Raw genomic sequence first — 19,608 nt, forward strand, 5'->3', positions numbered from 1 at the left:
AGAAATAGTTATAGCAATTTCCTCTATACTGTATACGAAGTAAATCTGGGGAAAGCTACCAGTTTCTTCTGAATCATATGATATAATAATAACGATTAGGTACAGTATAGACCTAAAATTTTCTACTATAAAAATAAGGAACGGTGAAGATTTTTTGGACAGTAGTATATTGGTTTCCATTTTGATTGTTTTAATTCTTATAGTAGCAAATGGTATATTTGCTATGACGGAGATTTCGATTGTAACCTCCAAAAAAAATAGACTTGAAAAACGGAAAGAAGAAGGTGACTCGCGTGCAGGTTTCGCCTTAAAATTAGCTGAAGATCCGAATCAGTTATTGTCAACGATTCAAATTGGGATTACGTTAATCGGTGTTATTACGGGGGCATTTGGTGGTGCAACAATAGCTGGACAGTTATCTGTTTATGTTGAAAAAGTTGAGCTACTTGCACCTTTTAGTGACACGTTGAGTTTTGCCGTAGTTGTCGGACTCTCCACATACTTATCATTAATCATAGGTGAGTTAGTTCCAAAAAGGATTGGAATGGGAAATCCTGAGAAAGTAGCTCTTATCGTTGCTAAGCCAATGTATTATTTTTCTAAAGTTGGAAGACCGCTCATTTGGTTTTTAAGTAAATCTACAGAAATCGTACTGAAATTACTGAGAATCAAACCGAACGATGAACCAGAAGTGACAGAAGAAGAAATTACTCAACTAATTGAACAAGGTGTTTATAGTGGAGTTTTGGAAGAAATAGAGCAGGATATGGTTGAGCAAATTTTTGATTTGGGAGACAAGCACTTAGGAAACATCTTAACTCCAAGAACAAAACTTGTTTGGCTCGATTTAGAAGATTCATTTGAAGAAAATATCAAAATCATGACAGAAAGTCCTTATTCAAAGTTTCCTGTTGGAAAAGGAAGCTTGGACAGCTTTGAAGGAATCATACATACAAAAGATGTTTTTTCTAAAGTTATGCAAGGGAAAGAATTTCGTTTAGAAGAATGTATTGAACAAGCCCTTGTTTTGCCGGAATCGATGAAAGTATTTCAATCGCTGGAAAGCTTAAAGACGTCCGGTCAGCATCAAGCAATGGTTATAGACGAATACGGTGGAATTGAAGGATTTGTTACCCTTCATGATATTGTAGAAAATATCGTCGGTGACATGCCTGACGAAGATGAAATAGACCCTCAAATTATTAAAAGAGATGAAGAAACATGGTTAGCAGATGGATTTGTTTCTTTTAATGCATTTATTAAATATTTTGATTTAGAGGACATCTCCATTCAATTGAGTAATAAATCATCATTTCACACATTAGGTGGGTTTATTACAAATCAAATCGGGGATATACCGAAAGTCACAGATACTGTACAAGTAAAAGATTTAAAACTGGAAGTCATCGACATGGATCAGTTTAGAGTCGATAAAATAATGATTTCAAAGGTCGAGAATAAAGAAGAGGTAGTACAACAATAAAAACGATTGGTAGACGAATTTGATTTGTCTGCCAATTGTTTTTACTTTTTTCTGGCATGATTTTGGATCATATCCTCTCTCATTTTTTCCTCTATTCATTTAAAACAGTTTGTAGTGTTCCTAAGTTTTTCTCATGATACTGAAGTAATCCTGATTACTATATAGCTACACTGTTACCAGCTTGATTTTTTGACTCCAGGAAGCTGGCCTTTATGAGCTAATTCCCGGAAAGCAATACGGGACATTTTAAACTTTCTTAGATATCCTCTAGGTCTCCCAGTAATTTCACACCTGTTATGCAATCGAGTAGGAGCGGAATCTCTTGGCAAATTTCTTAATGCTTCATAGTCACCTTTTTCTAGTAACTCTTTTCGAATTTCTGCGTATTTTTTAACCATTTCCTGGCGTTTTCTTTCTTTAACAATTTTCGACTTTTTCGCCACTTGAAAACAACTCCTTAGATTAGAATATATGAATCAATTTAAAACGTAATAATTACGATTTATGAGTTATTTTATCCTTTTTTTCAGTAAAATGCAAATAGGCATATTTTTATTTTAGAAATGATGACATGTTTTTTACATGAAGTTGAAGATCTTTTCATAAGGATCGCTAAGGAGAAATCGATAAACATTTGCTCTTATCTTAGCAATACCTTTAGTGAAGAACTTTTGAACCTAAGTGAACCAACACCATCCATCGTGGTAGTTGGCAGAGGTATTCCAGCCGCACACTTTGTTATCAATCTGTGTCGAACTTTCCCGGGAAATGTAACACATTGGGCTCGAAGTATATGACATCATATTCACAGATAACTGACTATAGATATTCTGGAATGAACTTAATATCTCTTACAGAGAGGATTGGATAAAGAATAGCTAAAGAGGGAATGGTTTGAGCTCGAAATACATAATGATTAAGAAGGTGTAAATGCTTCATTGAAAGAAGACCGTGTATAAGGGGGAATAACATTGGGGAAAAAGCTTCGTGAAGCTATTGTGAAAAGAAAGAAGTTTCTACTTCTGGAACTTTCTAAATACAATAAACATGTAAAAGGTACTAAACCATTATGCGAGCTTTGTTTAAGTGATTTAGAAAGGGAGTATCGTCATGCATTAGAAGAGGAGAGAGAAGATGAACTGTTTGAAGGAAACTCATGAAATAAGGTAACATAGTTCTCACTATTCAATTCAGTAACGAATTCCTAAGCTTATAAAAGCCTTTTTTACATTCGTTTTATTTAAATACTAGTCCCACATCTTGATAAATTTCTATAAATAGATAATAAGACTTGATAAATCGTAATTATTACGATAATATTTAAAACGTAATTATTACGATTTTGAAAAGGGGTATTATCATGAAATTATTAAGAAGGAGAAAATGGTCCAAAAGTGGATTGATGATGAAGCTTATTGTCTTAATGATTATTGCAAGTATGTTAACAGCTTGTGCTGACACAAGTAATAGCACTCAAAAAGAAGATAGTAAGCATATCAGTTTTCTTTATAATTTTTCAACGAATTCTCTTGATCCACATGTTGACACAAGTTATGTTCCACTAAGAGCAGGGATAACGGAAACGTTAGTAAGGTTAGATGAAGAGAATTTAACCGTTGCTCCTTGGCTTGCGAAGGATTGGAGTGGTGAAGATGGAGTTCATTGGACAATTAATCTACGTGAAGGAGTTACCTTTCACAATGGAAAAGAGATGGACGCTAATGCAGTAAAAGCCTCTCTTGAACGCGCTCTTAAAGAAAGTGTTGCGATTCAAAATGCATTGAAAATCGACAGCATTGAAGCAGAGGGATATACATTACATATCACAACAATGCAGCCTTTTCCGGAGTTCATATCTGAACTTGTAAACCCAAATGTATCTATCATAGACGTATCAGAGGCCGATATGATCAATCATCCTGTCGGTACAGGACCGTTTGCTTTAACGTCATTTGAACCGGGAAGTAAGCTTGAGCTTGAGCGATATGATGATTATTGGGACGGACCTTCAAATCTTGATTCTGTCACATTCGCGTTTAATGAGGATGCAAATGCCAGGTCACTTGCTCTTAAATCAGGGGAAGTTGATATTGTGTATCGTCCAGAGGTTGAAAGCATAGACTCTTTAAGCGCACAGGATGGCATGAAAGTGGAAGCAACAGAGACGTTCCGAGTTCATCAAATGACGATGAATATGGAGCGCAAAAGCCTTCAGGATGTGAATGTCCGCCGTGCCGTTGACGCACTGATCGATCGCCAAAAGATTGTGGATACGATTCTATTAGGTTATGCAGAGCCTGCTGTTGGTCCATTTGCTCCTTCATTACCGTTTGCTCCATCTTATGAACAAAGTGAAACAGCTAGTAAAGAAGCAGCTGTTAAGTATTTGGAGGATGCGGGCTATACACTTAAAGATGGAAAAATGCAAAAAGACGGGGAGCAACTTATCTTTACTCTACTAACCTACAGTGCACGAGCAGATTTACCTTTAATTGCTCAAGTATTCCAATCAGATGCAAAACAAATTGGAATTAATGTGGAAATTCGTCAGATTGATATTCCGGAAGAATATATGGCGTCAAATCGTGATTGGGACTTGGCTACATATAGTAATTTAACAGCTCCTCGTGGCGATGCGGGCTATTATTTAAATGCCACTTATCACCCAACTGGTGCTCTTAACTTTAGTGGTGCCGAGGAGCCTGAGTTAACAAGAATTATTGATAAACTAAACCAAACAGTAAACCAGGAGGATCGAGCTGTGCTTGCAGAGCAGGCAGCTAATTATGTTCACGAAAATGTGATTAACTCGTTTGTTTTACATCCTTCTACAATTGTTGCCTTTAACGAAAACAAGGTGAAAAATTGGGTTACGACACGTAGTGAATATTACATGATCACAAATAAATTGGATGTGAAGTAAATGCTTCGAATCATTGCAGGGAAATTTTTTGAAGTACTCACTTTTATGTTGTTTCTTACATTTGTTAGTTTTTTATTTGTCCGACTTGCACCTGGTGATCCTGTCTTAACGATTTTAAATGTTGATGAGTTATCCGTTAGTCAGGAGCAGGTGGAGGAATTGAGAGAAGACATGGGCTTTAATAAGCCCTTGCTTACTCAATATGGACTTTGGTTGATGAAGTTTATCCAATTGGATTTAGGAACATCCCATGTCACAGGTCAACCTGTTATGGACATGTTTTTGCAAAGTCTTCCAGCCACAATTGAATTATCATTAGGTTCGTTAGTTGTCATGCTGGCTGTTGCGATCCCATTAGGCTCGCTATCTGCTCTTTATCGCAATAGCTGGATTGATCAAGTAAGTCGTACTTTATCGATTCTTGGTGCTGCTGTACCAAGCTTTTGGCTAGGTTTAATCTTAATTGATTTATTTGGCGTTCGGTTTAGCTGGTTCCCTACAATGGGAAGGGATGGATTCTCATCAGTGGTTTTACCTTCGTTAACACTTGGATTAGCTATTTCAAGTGTTTATGTTCGTTTACTTCGTTCAAGTTTACTAGATTCATTGAGTCAGGAATTTGTACGATCAGCAAGAGCGCGTGGATTGTCAAAAAAACGTATTTTTGTGCTGCATGCTTTTCGCCATAGTCTCCCACCTGTTATTACAGTGTTTGGGGTTAGTTTAGGAAGTCTAATCGGTGGGGTCGTCGTTATTGAGGTATTATTCGCCTATCCGGGAATCGGGAAGCTGGTGATCGATGCCATTCGTCAGCGGGATTATCCGATTATCCAAGGATATATTTTAATTATGGCTATTATCGTTTTTATTGTAAATACATGTGTAGATTTATCGTACCGCTATTTAAATCCTGAAATGAAATTAAAAGAAAGAGAGACCAACTGATGAAAGCAATGTCATTACGGTTACTGAAAGTGAAACAATACAGTTGGAAAATGATCGTGCTAATTTTGGCCATCATCATGATGTTAGGCGTAATGATCTATACATTTCTATACTTAAATCATGATCCGTTTTTAACAAATCTGGATGGACGGCTTCTCGGAATGAGTCTTCAGCATCCGCTTGGTACAGATCAACTTGGCCGGGATGTATTGACAAGGTTATTGCTGGGTGGACAGCAGACCATTGGGTATAGTCTACTGGCACTTGTTGTTGCGCTCATCATCGGTGTGCCTTTTGGTCTTATTTCAGGGTACAAACGAGGAATAGTTGATAAGATTTTTATGCGTATTGCTGATGGGTTTTTATCCTTTCCAGATACGATTGTCGCGATTGTATTAAGTGGTCTTCTTGGGCCTGGAATTGGAAACCTGGTTCTTGCTATCGTTTTTGTTAAATGGGTTAGTTATGCTCGATTAGTAAGAAGTACAGTATTGTCGGAATCTCAGAAGGAATATGTTTTAATCGCGAAAATTAACGGACTTTCCTCATGGAAAATTATGCGAAAGCATTTGCTTCCCCATATTGTTGGTCATGTTCTGGTCTTAGCCAGCCTTGACTTAGGGAAGATTATTTTACTTATATCTGCCTTCTCGTATATTGGACTTGGTGTACAGCCGCCAACTCCTGAGTGGGGTGCGATGTTAAACGATTCTCGTTCTTATTTTCAATCAAGACCTGAGTTAATGGTCTATCCTGGTTTGGCGATTGTTCTGGTTGTGCTGTTAACAAATATGCTGGGAGATTATTTACGAGATATTTTTGATGTGAAGAAAGAGGTGCGGTAAGTGATATTATCGATTGAACAACTATCAATTGCGAGCAAGGAAAAAAAATTGTTGATACTGTATCACTTTCGATTAAGGAAGGAGAATGGTTTGCCCTTGTTGGTCAAAGTGGGAGCGGTAAGAGCTTACTTTCTCAGGCAATCGGGCAACTGCTGTCACCGAATTTAAAGGTAACTGGAAAGATTCTTTTTAAAGGCGAGGATCTGCTGACCTACACACAAAAAGACATGAGAACCATTCGCGGACGTAAGGTGTCATATATTTTCCAAGATTATCAAGGCTCATTTACTCCTTTTCGAACAATTGGCCAGCATCTTGACGAATACCAGAAAACACATGGCATAAAGGATAAAAAAGAAAGAAAACAACATTCCATTGATGCTTTGGAATCTGTCGGTCTAGACGCAACACTATACAAACGTTATCCATTTCAATTGAGTGGAGGCCAACTGCAACGGGTTTCCATTGCAATCGCACTTTTGTTGTCACCAGACTTAATCATTGCTGATGAAATGACAACGGCACTTGATAGTGTTTCGGGACATAGAATTCTTGAACTACTAGCAAAAAGACAAAAGGAAACAGGTTGTACGATTTTATTTATCACCCATGATTGGCGTCATGTGAGGCGGTATGCCGATCGACTTGCGATCATGAAGGATGGACAAATCGTTGAAAAAGGAAATAAGCATCGTATCCTCGACCATCCTGGTCATCCTTATACAAAGCAGCTTATCTCTGCTGCACCTATTTTAGGTAGTGGCCTGCGGTCAGGATTAGAGGAGGTGGAGCATGTATGACTCTGCTTACTGTTAAAGATTTGACGAAGACATTTACATCTGGAAAAGTAGCTCTGAATCATGTGTCATTCCATGTGAATAAGGGTGAATGTCTTGGTCTTGTAGGAGAAAGTGGCTGTGGGAAAAGTACGTTGGCCCGTTGTTTATTACGGGTTGAAAAAATAGACAGTGGCTCCATTTCTTTTCAGGGTGAATCAATTGAAAAATTGGACGAACGTCGTCTGCATCCTTATCGTAAAAAAATACAAATTGTGTTCCAAAATCCCTCGGCTACGTTAAACCCTAAATTGAAAATAAAGGATTCATTAATTGATCCTTATGAACAGTATCATGATTCTCTGAATCTTACCCATTTCTCTTACACCTCTAAGGAGCAGTTTGTTTCTCAACTTCTTGATGCTGTTGAATTGCCGTCAGAATTGGCTAATCGATATCCACATGAATTAAGTGGAGGACAGAAGCAGCGTGTAACGATTGCCCGTGCTATTAGTATAGAGCCGGAACTTATTGTTCTTGATGAGCCAACGGCAAGTCTTGATGTGATCTCACAAAAAGCTGTTTTGACGTTACTCACTGAGCTTCGTGAAACGTTAAATCTCTCTTATTTATTTATCTCTCATGATCTTGCGGCAGTAAGTCAGATGAGTCAACGAATCATTGTAATGAAATCAGGAGAGATAGTTGATCAATTTGATGAAGAGCAGATGTTTAGTCAGAAACGTCATTCCTATACAAAAGAGCTGGTGTCGATTTTTTAAAGTGGTTTTAGGAAGTGGTTTTAGGAGTTATTGTATTGATGTTGGAATAAAAGACCATAATAAATGTAATCAATTTACTAGGATGATTTCATGATCTATATCTATAATGATTTCGGTGGGACTCATACGACATCTATGGCAGCTGCGTATCATTTAAACCAATTACCTCAATCGGAAAGAAAATTAACTACGGAAGAAATTTTAAATGTAAATTACTTTAATAAATTAACAAAGAAGGATGCAGGAAGACTTATTTTTCACGGAGTCGATGAAGATGGCAACTCGGTTTATACAATTGGGAGGAGAAGGAACAAACTCGTTGTCCCGGCTTTAAAAGAAATGGTGTTGCTTTTAGAGGAGAAATTTCACAGTAATGAAAAAATTGTCTTTTCCAATACATCGCCAACTGTTCCACTTGTCATGTCTTTGGGAGGATTCTTCTCAAGAGGATTAAAAATTGATTTTATCGGTGTACCATTATTAGTTCTTGGCGCTAAGCAATGCTGTGATCATATTTTCCGCTTGGTAGAGCATACAAAGAAAATGGGCTTAACGGAGAATGGAGAAAATGTGGTGATAGTAGAAAATGAGATGTATAAGTAATAATGAAAAACCTTATCCCCTTGATGAGGTTTTTTTGTTGTTTCCGTTTTATAACAGATTTATCGAATGAAAGTGTATTACTAATCATACCAATAGGGTCGTGTTGTGATAAGGTACTTGCAAGAGTAATTCCAATGATTTTTTTTGTCTAATAATTTGCTATATATTGTTTCAGCTGGTTTGTTTAGTGGAAAGATATAAATCTATAAATAGTAGTTATCTAATTCTCGCTCCTTATTCTGCAGTCATGGAAGTTGGTTATTTTAATAGTGGGTCAAGGGACCTGTCCCTCCGTTCCAAATGTTCACGGAATCGTCATAAGTGGGGGATGGTGTGGGGGGATTTTGGGTAGTAGATTCTTGAAAATATAGGGAGAGAGCGGTATTTTTATTATAGTAATAGTTTGGATGGGGGTAGCAATGCGGAAAAAAATTATGAACAAGTATGTTTTCTTAATGATAGCTACAGTTTCCATGTGGATGAAGACATATATTGTGTATCGAACAAGCTTTGATCTGAAAATAGAAAATGCGATGCAATCTTTTATTCTATTTATAAATCCATTAAGTTTCTTTTTACTGATTTTTGGATTTGGTTTATTCATGAAACAGAGGACAAGAAATATATACATTATTGTTGTCAGTACGCTAGGGACGATTTTGTTAATATCAAATATGAGTTTTTATAGCTTTTACACTGATTTTATAACGATCCCTGTATTGTTTCAGTCAAGTAATATGGCCGATCTTGATAGCAGTATTCAAGAGATCATCAAACCGAGTTATTTTTTAATGTTTATTGATATTCTTATTTTAATGTGGTTAGCAAGAAAAAATAGAAATAAAGATTACGGCGTTGTAACTTCTAAGGAAAAGGTCTCTTACTTTCTAGTGGTCTGCGTCGTGTTTATGTTTAATGTTGGATTAGCTGAAGTACAGCGCCCACATTTTTTAACTCGTTCGTTTGACCGTGAGATTCTCGTGAAAAATATTGGACTTTTTAATTTTCATATCTATGATGGAATTGTCCAGTCAGCAACAACGGCACAAAGAGCACTTGCAGATAGTGATGAGCTTGTGGAGATCGAGAATTATATCAATGCTAATGAAAAAGCACCAAGTGAAGAGATATTTGGAATTGCGAAGGGACGTAATGTGATTTTTGTTTCATTAGAATCAACACAAAGCTTTGTTCTGAATGAAACATTAAATGGCAAGGAACTTACACCTTTTCTTAATGATTTTATAAATGAAAGCTATTACTTTGAAAATTTCTATCATCAAACAGAGCAGGGAAAAACATCGGATTCGGAATTTATCGTGGCAAATTCATTGTATCCGCTGGGACGCGGCTCAGTTTTTTTTACAAATACTGAAAATGAGTACAATGCAACACCTGAAATTCTAAAAAACTATCATTATTATTCTGCGACATTCCATGCAAATAATGCGACCTTTTGGAACAGAGATGTGATGTATGATTTGTTTAAAGTGGATAAATTTTTTGATATCGAAAGCTATGATATTACTCCTGAAAATTCGTTCGGATGGGGTCTTAAGGATAAAGAGTTTTTTGAGCAATCCGTTGATCTGATGAAAGAGCTACCTCAGCCTTTTTATAGCTACTCGATTACGTTAACAAATCATTTCCCGTTTGAACTTGAGGAAGAGGATAAGCTAATTGATGAGTATGATTCGAATAGTGAGATCTTCAATCGATATCTTCAAACAATTCGTTATCAGGATGAAGCATTAAAACGATTTATTGAGAAGTTAAAGGAAGAAGATCTTTATGAAAACTCCGTTATTGTTTTGATGGGAGATCATTATGGCATTTCAGAAAACCATAATGAAGCATTAGCTCAGTTTTTAGGTAAGGATGAAATTACACCGTATGATACAATTCAGCTTCAACGAGTGCCGTTTATCATTCATATGCCTGGTATTACAGATCAGCATCCGGAGTTAATTTCGGATATTTCAGGGCAAATTGATGTAAAGCCGACTCTTTTACATTTGTTAGGAATCGATACATCTGATATGATCCAATTTGGTCAGGATTTGTTTTCACCTGAGCGGACATCATTCGCTGTTTTAAGAAATGGAAGCTTTATTACAGAAGAGTATATTTCTGTTTCGAATATGTGTTATGACCGCGATACAGGAGATCAGATTGATCGTGAGGGCACTTGTGATGTGTATGAGGACATGGCCCATGATGAGCTGAGCTTTTCCGATCAGATTATCTATGGAGATTTGCTGAGATTTTATAATAAAGAAGAGGAAAGTGTGGAGGAGTAGCTTCCACACTTTTTTACTTTTAGGATGTTTAAATAAGAAAACTTCCGCCATTTTAGGAGGAAGTTTTCTATTAAAAATTAAAGAACCAAGTATTTATTTAATGCCTGCTGCAATGTTCCAAGTGTTTCAGTTTTATTATCAAATGAGATACCGAGATGAATCATTTTGCGGACCACTTCTTTTCTCAGCCCTGTGATAACAGAATTACAGCCCATCATAGAAGCACCATGGATGATTTTTAGTAAATGTTCGATCACTTCAGCTTCCATATCTGCGATACCTGATAGGTCAATAATTAATGTTTGAATACGTGTATGGCCAATTTCGGTTAGAACCTTTTCCTCAAGGATATTTGTCCGATAGTCATCAATTGCCCCGATCAATGGCAGGATACAAACAGATGAATTAATCGGAATAATGGGTACAGAAAGGTTCTCTACCAGCTTTCTATGGGCTCTTATCAAAGAATCCTTATATGTAGAATAACTAATAAAAAAGCTATTTAAAAATCCATCAATTTGATCATTAATTTCTTTTTCAAGACTGAAAAAATTTTCAGATACTTTCCCGTTTGTCAATTCATTATATTCTCCTACAAAGTACCATACTGTCCTGCGGATTGCTTGAATCCATTCGAGTTTAAATGTTAAATCAATTGAATGTGTAGACCAGGCAATACCTTCTTGCTTTGCAAAGAGCTGCACTTCCTTTTCTTGACCGTCAATGATATACGTAACAAGCTTTTTCGCATTATTTACAAGGTCAATGTTACCGATTGCCAGGATTTCATCAATCTTATCTGTTACATTCACAGCTTCCCTTAGTAATTGCTCTTCAAAACTTTTGATATTGTTTTCAAAGAATTGTTTTAGCTCATACGATTCATGGAAGTTGAATTTCATCATTTTTCCCCCTTATGCTGAATTTTTGAAATTCAATACCTTACTTTTATTTTAATCTATAAAGTAGGAAAAATAAAATGCTATCACTCAATATTATTCAGTTGGGAACTTTTACCTTCGTCAATCGTAGTAATGGTATTACTTCAATTTAGAGGGGAGCTTTCTTTTAAACTAAAAACGCTTAAGCATATACTAATTGCAAAAATATCAAACAATCATTAAATTGAAGGAGAATAGAAGGAATGAAAATGATATTAGCGTATGTCATCATTTTTTTATTGGGAGCAACACCTTTTTTTGAGGTGGTTGGGGTGATCCCAATAGGAGTCGCAGCAGGACTGCCGGCCCTTCCAGTTGCAGTTCTTGCTTTATTGGGTAATATCCTTACACTTTGGCTGCTCATATTGTTGATGGATCGAGTAAAAGGATGGCTTCAAAGACGTAAAGAAAAGAAGGGGAAAGAAGTATCAGAGAAAAAGCAGAAGCGTGCAGAAACAATATGGAAAAAATACGGTTTACCTGGGCTAACCTTTGTAGCGCCATTCTTGATCGGTAGTCACCTTGGAGTTATTTTAGCCATGAGCTTTGGCGGAACGAGAAAACAAATCTTCTTCTGGATTACGGTTAGTGTTGTTTTCTGGGCTGTCGTAATGGGGCTTGTTTCGTATTTTGGCTTTGACTTATTATTCAAACAAACCGGCCAGGACGGATTGTTGAAAAATATATTAGAATAAGGAACGGGGGGACAGGTTCCTCGTCCCATTCTGGGACAAAGAACCTGTCCCCCTGTTCCAGTCTCTAAGATTCCCTTCATAAACAAGGTTGAAGTCGTCACCTTTTATAAGATCATGAGGTGTGATAAGTGAAGGTGGCTTAGAAAAATTAACACAATCACACTCTTGTAGAACGGTTGCGACAAATTGTGAACAGAAAAATGCGTGCTTTCTATTTATTTGCTTGTTTAATAGAATGGCAAATAAACCTAGTAGGTTGTAGCGGTACAAGGACTTTTCTTTATCTATTTTTTGAATGTAGTCAATCATACTTTCATATTGAGCCGTTGAGACCGTACAGCTGTAAACCCGACATTTTGCCTGTCTGAAAAAATGTGATTTCATGTTTTCCTTCACAAATCCGCCAATGAAAGGATTAGAAGGTGTTTTTCTTCCAAAGCTATATACCTCAGTTAAAGATTTGTCAAAAGATATTGATGCATGATTGAACGATTTTTTTGTATATAATTTAATAAGTCTAGTAAACAATGTACCTGTGTCAGTTAATACTACATAAATCTCTTTTTCTTCCACCCTTAATTCCTCCCTCAAATAACCCACATTCTATTATCAAGAATCCAGGCAATTCAAAGAAGAACCTGTGGCTGTATTTGTAGCTAAGTCTTGGGACGGAGGTTCCCTCCTGTGGAACAGAGGGACAGGTCCCTCGTCCCATTCTGGGACAAGGGACCTGTCCCCGTGGTTCACAAACTCATCTGATGCAGCCATCTAATTATTTTCCAATTGAGATATAGTAGTAGATAAAGGAATGGATAGATTATAGCTGAATACCATAATTTCCAACCGTTATAGTGAAATAAATTAGTGTTCACAGCAAACCATTCATATACAACTGCAAATAGTGTCCATCCGAGTATATAGTAGACGGAGGAACTGAATTTTTTAGATGTAGGATAAAAATTCAAAAATATGATACTAACTGAAGGATAAATCCAAAACACGACCCAAAGAGTAATGTAGTCTACCCCTGGACTAAAATACCAGTAAAAATGGTATTTAAATTCTAAATAAATATCTGTGATCAGTTGCAAAACGGTTGAAAATAGAGAGGTTGTATACATTTCGAAATAAGAAATCTTTTTTGGCATAAAATAAATAATCAAACCAAATATGATGACAGAAAAAAATAGCAGTAAAATAGAAATCCACCTCCATCATCATTTTGGCCATTGTTTTATATAATAAACCTCGAGAGGGACAAGGGACCTGTCCCCGTGGACCACTTAGATTCGAGCCAGTAGTCGTTTGATGGAGGAATTTGCTTCTGTTAAGATGGATTTTTTATCCATGGTTTTCATGACGCGATTTTCCATGACGATTTGACCGTTAATTATGGTTGTTTCGACGTCGGCTCTTGTTGCTGAGTAGACGATTCTGGAGATAGGATCAACTCCAATTGCCGGGTAGGTATGAAAGTCATGTAGGTTTAAGATAGCCAGGTCAGCTTTTTTACCGATCTCAATACTCCCAATTTCATTTTCAATTCCGACCGCCTTTGCCCCTCCAATTGTCGCCATCTTAAAAACCGTATGTGCGTCCATTGAGGTTGGACCATGTACCGGTTTTTGAATGAGTGCAGCTAGTCTCATTTCATTAAACATGTCTAAATTATTATTACAAGGTGCTCCGTCAGCCCCTAAACTTAGAGACACCTGTTCATTTACCATGTACGGAGTATCTGCAATACCTGAAGCCAGCTTTAGATTCGAACCGGGACAATGACTAACATGAACACCTTTTTCACGGATGATTCGTTTTTCCTCTTCATCTAACCAAATACAATGAGCGAGAATCAATCGATTATTGGCTAAGCCTAAATGGTCCAAATATACAATATTTCTCATCCCGGTTTCTTTTTGCACAATGTCAATTTCACCTCGATTTTCAGAAGCGTGTGTGTGGACCATGACATTGTAATAGTCGGATAAAGATTGTACTTCTCGAAGCAGCTGTTCTGTACAGGAAACTACAAATCTCGGCGAGAATGCATATTTAATTCGGCCAGAATCATAGTTATGCCACTTTTCCAGTAAGTCGACGCTTTCTTTTATTGATCTTTCCGTTTTCTCCTGGAGGGGCAGAGGCACTTCATCTCCCTTATCCATCATGACCTTTCCTGATAAGGCTCTAATTCCACTTTCAGCAATCGCTTTAAATGCATACTCAGTATGATGAACAGTCTCCATATCAACAATTGTTGTTGTTCCGCTTTGAATGAGCTCACCAATTCCAAGCATAGCAGAATAATAGATTGACTCCTCATCATGTGCTGCTTCCAATGGCCAAATCCTTTGTTTTAACCAGTCCATTAATTCTAAATCATCCGCCTGACCACGGAAAACCGTTTGACATAGATGAATATGTGTTTGAACAAAGCCGGGGATAACGGTTTTTCCTTTTGCATCAAGAATTTTATCAGGGTGTTGAACATCTAAATCAGGTCCAATATTCTGGATGATATCGTCAGCAATGTAAAGATCCCCGATAAAAATTTCCTCATCTTTATTCATCGTAATAATTTGGGCGTTTTTAATAAGTATATTCATCTATGATCATCCTCCAATTCTTATCTTAAAGCTGTTTTTAACACAAAAAAGCCACGAGAAAAATATGCCAAGAAAGCATATTTTCCTCGTAGCAAGAAATTTACGGTTTCTTTGTAGAGACCCTTAATCCAATTATTAAGGTTATACGAGAAAATCCTAACAATATGTTATTTATAAGTAATCATAATTAGCTGACACCATAGATACAACAGGTTTGTTAGGTAATCTAACGATTTTTCTGTAGACTCTTTTCTAAAATAAAGTTATGTTCCCCCATATTAAAAACAAAAATTTTTTTGGTTGATTGAAGCGGAAGGTGTGAGACTCCTGTGGGAGCAGTGGGATAGGTGAGACCCCGCAAGCGCTTGCGCTGAGAAGGCTCATCGCCCACCCCACGGAAAGCGAGCATCCTGGAGCTTCAATCAACCATGCACAACACTCATTACTATAAACATAGTTAGCAAATACCTCTTCTAAATGGAACCTACTTTATTTTGAAACAAATATGAATACCTTGTGAACATAACTAAATCAACATCACAAAACCAAAACGTATCACTGTACGCTTTGGTTGTACATATGCTATGATTTATTCTAATTACTAAGAAAGGGGGCGGATCTATTGGGAAGGCGTTATTGCATATTAGGAAAGTGGCGGAACTAACTGAATCAACACAAAGTTTAATTCATTACACAATGCAAGTCTCTTCAGTACATCGGTCTTCTTTAAACGGAGTTCATTGGCATTTAAGAATTAGTTTGAAGGTCTAAGAAGTAGGATGTACATGAGGGAAGAGATTACACATGTTATTAAAGAACGTTATGATGATCGATAACATCAAATGTTACCTATTTCTGGAGGTGAATCCCTCTATAGAGGGAAGTAATTGGATATAGTTACAATCACAAATCTTTTTTTACTTGTTATTTTACTCGGCCTGACAGCCTTCTTTGTTGGTTCAGAATTTGCAGTTGTTAAAATCCGTATGTCAAGAATTGAACAATTAATTGCAGAAGGAAATAAAAAAGCCATAGTAGCAAAAAAGGTAGCAAGTGATCTTGATTACTACCTGTCAGCATGTCAGCTTGGGATTACAATCACGGCACTTGGTCTTGGTGCATTAGGAAAACCGGCTGTTGAGCGTATTATGTACCCGGTGTTTGACTTTCTAAATGTTTCAGATTCAATTGCATCTGTTGCTTCATATGCGATTGCCTTTATCTTAGTTACATTTCTTCACGTCGTAGTCGGAGAAATGGCGCCGAAAACATTAGCTATACAATTTTCGGAAAAAATGACGTTACTGCTTGCTCCACCATTATATTGGTTTGGAAAAATTATGGCCCCGTTTATATGGGCATTAAATGGAGCGGCCCGTGTTCTCTTGAGGATCTTTGGTGTACAGCCGGCAGGACATGAACAGGCATATTCAGAGGAAGAGTTAAAGATTATCATGACCCAAAGCTACCAGGGTGGTGAAATTGATAAAACAGAGCTTTCATATATGGAAAATGTCTTTTCATTTGATGAACGAGTTGTGAAAGACATCATGGTTCCGAGAACTGAGCTTGTGTCTCTTGATAAGGATATGAATTATGCTGATATTGTTGGGATATTGGATGAATATAACTATACCCGATACCCTGTCACAGAAGATGGAGACAAAGATCATATTGTGGGTGTTGTCAATGTGAAAAAAATGCTTACTCATATTGCGGCAGGACGGGAACGAAAGCTTGAAGAATTTGTTCGTGATCTGCCATTTGTTCTTGAATCAACACGCCTTCAGGATGCCTTATTAAAAATGCAGCAGGAACGGGTTCATATGGCCCTTGTTATAGATGAATACGGCGGTACAGCCGGTATCATCACAATGGAGGATATTTTGGAAGAGCTTGTTGGAGAGATTCGCGATGAGTTTGATGCTGATGAAGTAGCTGATATTAGACCAGCCGGTGATGACTCCTATATCATCAATGGCCGCGTCCTGTTAGTAGAGCTTGAAGAGCGTTTTGGGCTAACATTTGAGGAAAGTGGAGAAATTGATACAATCGGAGGCTGGATTCAATATCAAAGAGTTGATCCGGCTCAAACAGGTGATGAAATCATCCACGGTGAAGATTTATGGACGGTCTTAGAAATGGATAACAATCAAATTAAACAGATTGTTTTAAAAAGGGCGCGCATGGCGAATGTTGGATAACAAAAGCAACATAACAGCTCTTATAATCTTGGAGGTGAATCCCTTAATTAAGGGAAAGAATTGGACTTATTAATCGGATTAAATTTGTTTTTAGTGGCTGTATTTATCGGCCTAACTGCTTTTTTCGTTGGTGCGGAATTTTCTATTTTGAAAGTGCGAATGTCAAGGATCGATCAATTAGTGGCAGAAGGAAACAAAAGAGCGGTCATTGCCAAAAAAGTAGCTTCTGACCTGGACTACTATTTGTCAGCCTGCCAGCTTGGGATTACCATTACAGCACTCGTACTTGGTGCGCTTGGTGAACCAACAGTAGAAAGAATGCTCCATCCGCTATTTGAAAGATTTGCAGTGCCAGAGGCAGTAGCAACCGTATTATCTTATGGAATTGCCCTTGCGATCGTGACCTTTTTACATGTCGTGATCGGGGAATTGGCACCGAAAACATTGGCTATTCAATTTGCGGAAAACATGACATTGCTACTTTCCACACCGCTTTACTTGTTTGGGAAAGTGATGTATCCATTCATTTTTGTTCTTAACGGTTCATCTCAGAGGTTACTTGGTTTTTTTGGCGTAAAGTCTGCAGGCCATGAAACAGCACATTCTGAGGAAGAATTGAAATTAATCGTAACGCAAAGCTATGAGAGTGGTGAAATAAACCAAACAGAGCTAGCGTATCTCGAAAATATTTTTGCTTTTGATGAACGTGTTGTAAAAGATATTATGATTCCTGAATCTCAAATCGTTACTCTCAAAAAAGATATGGAACTAGCAGATATCCTTGAGGTTCTTGATGAATATGACTACACACGTTATCCAGTTAAAGAGGGCGGACAGCAAAACAAAATGATTGGTTTTATTAACACAAAAGAGATGCTTACTAGTATTGCAGCTGGAAGAGAGAAAAGAATGGAAGGGTTTATCCATGATATGCCATGTTTCTCAGAATCTACACCAATTAAACATGTCCTTCTAAAAATGCAGCAAAGTCGGGTGCACATGGGCATCATTCAAGATGAAGAAGGCTCTACAACTGGTCTTGTCACAATGGAAAATATTTTAGAAGAAATCGTTGGTGACATCCGAGAAGAACAAACAGGTGTTGAATCCTCTGTTGCAGGGTAAACAACTATTACACATTAATAAGTATTGACTGTTTAGAACTGTTTTCATTTGTATATGGTTCTGTGTGAATACGAATTAGGGTTAATGAAGCGAGCATCCTGGAGCTTCAATTAACCCACACCAATACTTACTAAAAAGCTACAAAGTTAATGATTAACTTAATTCTAAGCTAAATTATGAAAGTTTGATTAATTTTCACATATCTAAGTTGTATCTGCAAAACCGTAATAATATAATACAACCATCACGTGACAGTTTGGAGGATAAGATCTTGGGACTGAAAAATTAAAAATTGGCGAATTAGCAGAAATAACAGGCGTAACAAAACGTACAATTGACTATTATACAACCTTAGGCTTATTAAAGGCAGAACGTTCCACCTCCAACTACCGGTACTATGATTCTTCAGCAATCGAACAACTGCGATTTATTGAGGAATGCAAAGAGAACGGTATGACGTTGGAAGGAATAAAAAAGAAAATTATCGCTACTGCTGAAGAAATTGATGTTTTAGATTTACGATTAAAAATAAAAGGACTTGAAAAAGAAGTGGCGGAAGTTTTGGCACAGTTCGATAAAAAAGATCTGGAAAATCAGGATTTTGTTAAAAAACATATCTCAAAAGAAAGTCTGTCATTAATTCAAACTTTACTTTTATTAATAAATTAAAACCGGGGGGTTTGTGTAAACAATGTTTTTTCATCCAATGGATATTCTTATTTTTATTACATTAGGTATTTCAATATGGGCTCAGTTTAGAGTAAAGGGTAATTTTAATAAATGGGCGGAAGTTGCGACAAAAACGGGTTTATCAGGTGCGGAAACAGCAAGACGTATATTGGACAGCAATGGGTTATACAATATACCTATAGAAGTTGTACGAGGTACTCTTTCCGATCATTATGATCCAATCAGCAAAGTTGTGCGTTTGTCTGAAGCGGTTTACTATGGGCGTTCGATTGCATCAGTATCTGTTGCTGCTCATGAAGTTGGACATGCGATTCAGCATCAGCAATCATATGCTGCTCTTGTGATAAGACACAAGATTTTTCCGATCGCAAATTTTGCTTCAGGGATTGCGCCATTTTTATTTATTGGTGGGTTCCTATTACAGCAGCTATCTCTTATCGGAATTGGCATTGTCTTTTTCTCAGCAGCTGTAGCTTTTCAACTAATCACACTGCCTGTTGAGTTTGATGCTAGTAAACGTGCAAGAAACCTCATGTTAGCAGAAGGCATTCTTTATAATGAAGAAGAACATGGTGTGAAAAAAGTGTTAAATGCCGCAGCGTTAACATATGTTGCAGGGGCATTAATGGCTTTATTTGAGTTAATTAAGTTTATTATGATATTTACACAGGGTAATAATGAAGAATAAAC

General features: G+C 37.1%; 19 protein-coding genes, 1 pseudogene and 1 riboswitch. Of the genes and pseudogenes, 15 read left to right on the plus strand and 5 right to left on the minus strand.

Annotated elements, in window-relative coordinates; all coding sequences use genetic code 11:
- The first annotated feature begins 154 nt into the window (after positions 1-154).
- A complete protein-coding gene (locus HWV59_RS22205) occupies positions 155-1,483 on the plus strand; it encodes a hemolysin family protein (RefSeq protein WP_235991869.1) in 1,329 nt (442 codons plus the stop codon).
- A 173-nt stretch (positions 1,484-1,656) separates the two neighbouring features.
- On the opposite strand, the gene rpsN is transcribed toward HWV59_RS22205, so the two are convergent.
- Positions 1,657-1,926, minus strand: coding sequence for a 30S ribosomal protein S14 (gene rpsN / locus HWV59_RS22210; protein ID WP_175640299.1), 270 nt, complete (start codon positions 1,924-1,926; stop codon positions 1,657-1,659).
- Between the two features lie 528 nt (positions 1,927-2,454).
- Here rpsN and HWV59_RS22215 point away from each other — a divergent pair.
- The 8 genes from HWV59_RS22215 (at position 2,455) to HWV59_RS22250 (ending at position 10,657) form a co-directional block, all read left to right on the plus strand.
- Positions 2,455-2,643, plus strand: coding sequence for a hypothetical protein (locus HWV59_RS22215; protein ID WP_175640300.1), 189 nt, complete (start codon positions 2,455-2,457; stop codon positions 2,641-2,643).
- A gap of 278 nt (positions 2,644-2,921) precedes the next feature.
- On the plus strand, positions 2,922-4,406 hold the full coding sequence (gene nikA, locus HWV59_RS22220) for a nickel ABC transporter substrate-binding protein (RefSeq protein ID WP_407941662.1): 1,485 nt from the start codon (positions 2,922-2,924) through the stop codon (positions 4,404-4,406).
- Complete coding sequence (gene nikB, locus HWV59_RS22225) at positions 4,407-5,351, plus strand: nickel ABC transporter permease (RefSeq protein WP_175640301.1); 945 nt, start codon at positions 4,407-4,409, stop codon at positions 5,349-5,351.
- Positions 5,351-6,196, plus strand: a complete 846-nt coding sequence (nikC, locus tag HWV59_RS22230; protein WP_175640302.1) for a nickel transporter permease — start codon at positions 5,351-5,353, stop codon at positions 6,194-6,196. Before nikB ends, nikC begins: the two co-directional genes overlap by 1 nt.
- A gap of 71 nt (positions 6,197-6,267) precedes the next feature.
- Positions 6,268-6,996, plus strand: a complete 729-nt coding sequence (locus HWV59_RS22235; protein ID WP_328824386.1) for an ABC transporter ATP-binding protein — start codon at positions 6,268-6,270, stop codon at positions 6,994-6,996.
- Positions 6,993-7,754 carry an ABC transporter ATP-binding protein gene (locus HWV59_RS22240; RefSeq protein WP_175640303.1) on the plus strand — a complete coding sequence of 254 codons (762 nt, stop codon included), beginning with the start codon at positions 6,993-6,995 and terminating at the stop codon, positions 7,752-7,754. The genes HWV59_RS22235 and HWV59_RS22240 overlap by 4 nt, the downstream gene beginning before the upstream one ends.
- A gap of 90 nt (positions 7,755-7,844) precedes the next feature.
- The gene (locus HWV59_RS22245) at positions 7,845-8,357 is read left to right on the plus strand and encodes a DUF3189 family protein (RefSeq protein ID WP_175640304.1); all 513 of its coding nucleotides are present in this window, start codon (positions 7,845-7,847) and stop codon (positions 8,355-8,357) included.
- Between the two features lie 419 nt (positions 8,358-8,776).
- The gene (locus HWV59_RS22250; protein ID WP_175640305.1) at positions 8,777-10,657 is read left to right on the plus strand and encodes an LTA synthase family protein; all 1,881 of its coding nucleotides are present in this window, start codon (positions 8,777-8,779) and stop codon (positions 10,655-10,657) included.
- 77 nt (positions 10,658-10,734) lie between these two features.
- On the opposite strand, the gene HWV59_RS22255 is transcribed toward HWV59_RS22250, so the two are convergent.
- Positions 10,735-11,559, minus strand: coding sequence for an STAS domain-containing protein (locus HWV59_RS22255; protein ID WP_175640306.1), 825 nt, complete (start codon positions 11,557-11,559; stop codon positions 10,735-10,737).
- Between the two features lie 242 nt (positions 11,560-11,801).
- On the opposite strand from HWV59_RS22255, the gene HWV59_RS22260 reads away from it, so the two are divergent.
- Entirely contained in the window at positions 11,802-12,293 is a 492-nt protein-coding gene (locus HWV59_RS22260) for a small multi-drug export protein (protein WP_102230934.1), read from the plus strand.
- Here the strand turns inward: HWV59_RS22260 and HWV59_RS22265 are convergent.
- The 3 genes from HWV59_RS22265 to HWV59_RS22270 all read right to left on the minus strand — a co-directional run bounded on the left by HWV59_RS22265 (position 12,285) and on the right by HWV59_RS22270 (position 14,899).
- Positions 12,285-12,866, minus strand: a complete 582-nt coding sequence (locus HWV59_RS22265; protein WP_175640307.1) for a hypothetical protein — start codon at positions 12,864-12,866, stop codon at positions 12,285-12,287. The genes HWV59_RS22260 and HWV59_RS22265 overlap by 9 nt on opposite strands.
- A 170-nt stretch (positions 12,867-13,036) precedes the next feature.
- Entirely contained in the window at positions 13,037-13,441 is a 405-nt protein-coding gene (locus HWV59_RS27450) for a CBO0543 family protein (RefSeq protein ID WP_321197722.1), read from the minus strand.
- A gap of 135 nt (positions 13,442-13,576) precedes the next feature.
- On the minus strand, positions 13,577-14,899 hold the full coding sequence (locus tag HWV59_RS22270) for a 5'-deoxyadenosine deaminase (protein WP_175640308.1): 1,323 nt from the start codon (positions 14,897-14,899) through the stop codon (positions 13,577-13,579).
- Positions 14,900-14,968: 69 nt separating this feature from the next.
- Positions 14,969-15,068, minus strand: a riboswitch (purine riboswitch).
- A gap of 718 nt (positions 15,069-15,786) precedes the next feature.
- Between HWV59_RS22270 and HWV59_RS22275 the strand changes: the two genes are divergently transcribed.
- From HWV59_RS22275 to HWV59_RS22290, 5 genes and pseudogenes are all read left to right on the plus strand, one after another.
- Positions 15,787-17,103 carry a hemolysin family protein gene (locus tag HWV59_RS22275; RefSeq protein WP_175640309.1) on the plus strand — a complete coding sequence of 439 codons (1,317 nt, stop codon included), beginning with the start codon at positions 15,787-15,789 and terminating at the stop codon, positions 17,101-17,103.
- A 60-nt stretch (positions 17,104-17,163) separates the two neighbouring features.
- Positions 17,164-18,228 carry a hemolysin family protein gene (locus HWV59_RS22280; RefSeq protein WP_175640310.1) on the plus strand — a complete coding sequence of 355 codons (1,065 nt, stop codon included), beginning with the start codon at positions 17,164-17,166 and terminating at the stop codon, positions 18,226-18,228.
- Between the two features lie 333 nt (positions 18,229-18,561).
- Positions 18,562-18,648 (plus strand): annotated as a pseudogene (locus HWV59_RS27175) (MerR family transcriptional regulator); the annotation flags it as partial.
- A gap of 33 nt (positions 18,649-18,681) precedes the next feature.
- Positions 18,682-18,897, plus strand: a complete 216-nt coding sequence (locus tag HWV59_RS27180; RefSeq protein ID WP_235991871.1) for a hypothetical protein — start codon at positions 18,682-18,684, stop codon at positions 18,895-18,897.
- 22 nt (positions 18,898-18,919) lie between these two features.
- Positions 18,920-19,606 carry a zinc metallopeptidase gene (locus tag HWV59_RS22290; RefSeq protein ID WP_102232910.1) on the plus strand — a complete coding sequence of 229 codons (687 nt, stop codon included), beginning with the start codon at positions 18,920-18,922 and terminating at the stop codon, positions 19,604-19,606.
- The last annotated feature ends 2 nt before the right edge of the window (positions 19,607-19,608 follow it).

Origin of the sequence: Metabacillus schmidteae (genome assembly GCF_903166545.1) — a bacterium.
Lineage (GTDB): Bacteria > Bacillota > Bacilli > Bacillales > Bacillaceae > Metabacillus > Metabacillus schmidteae.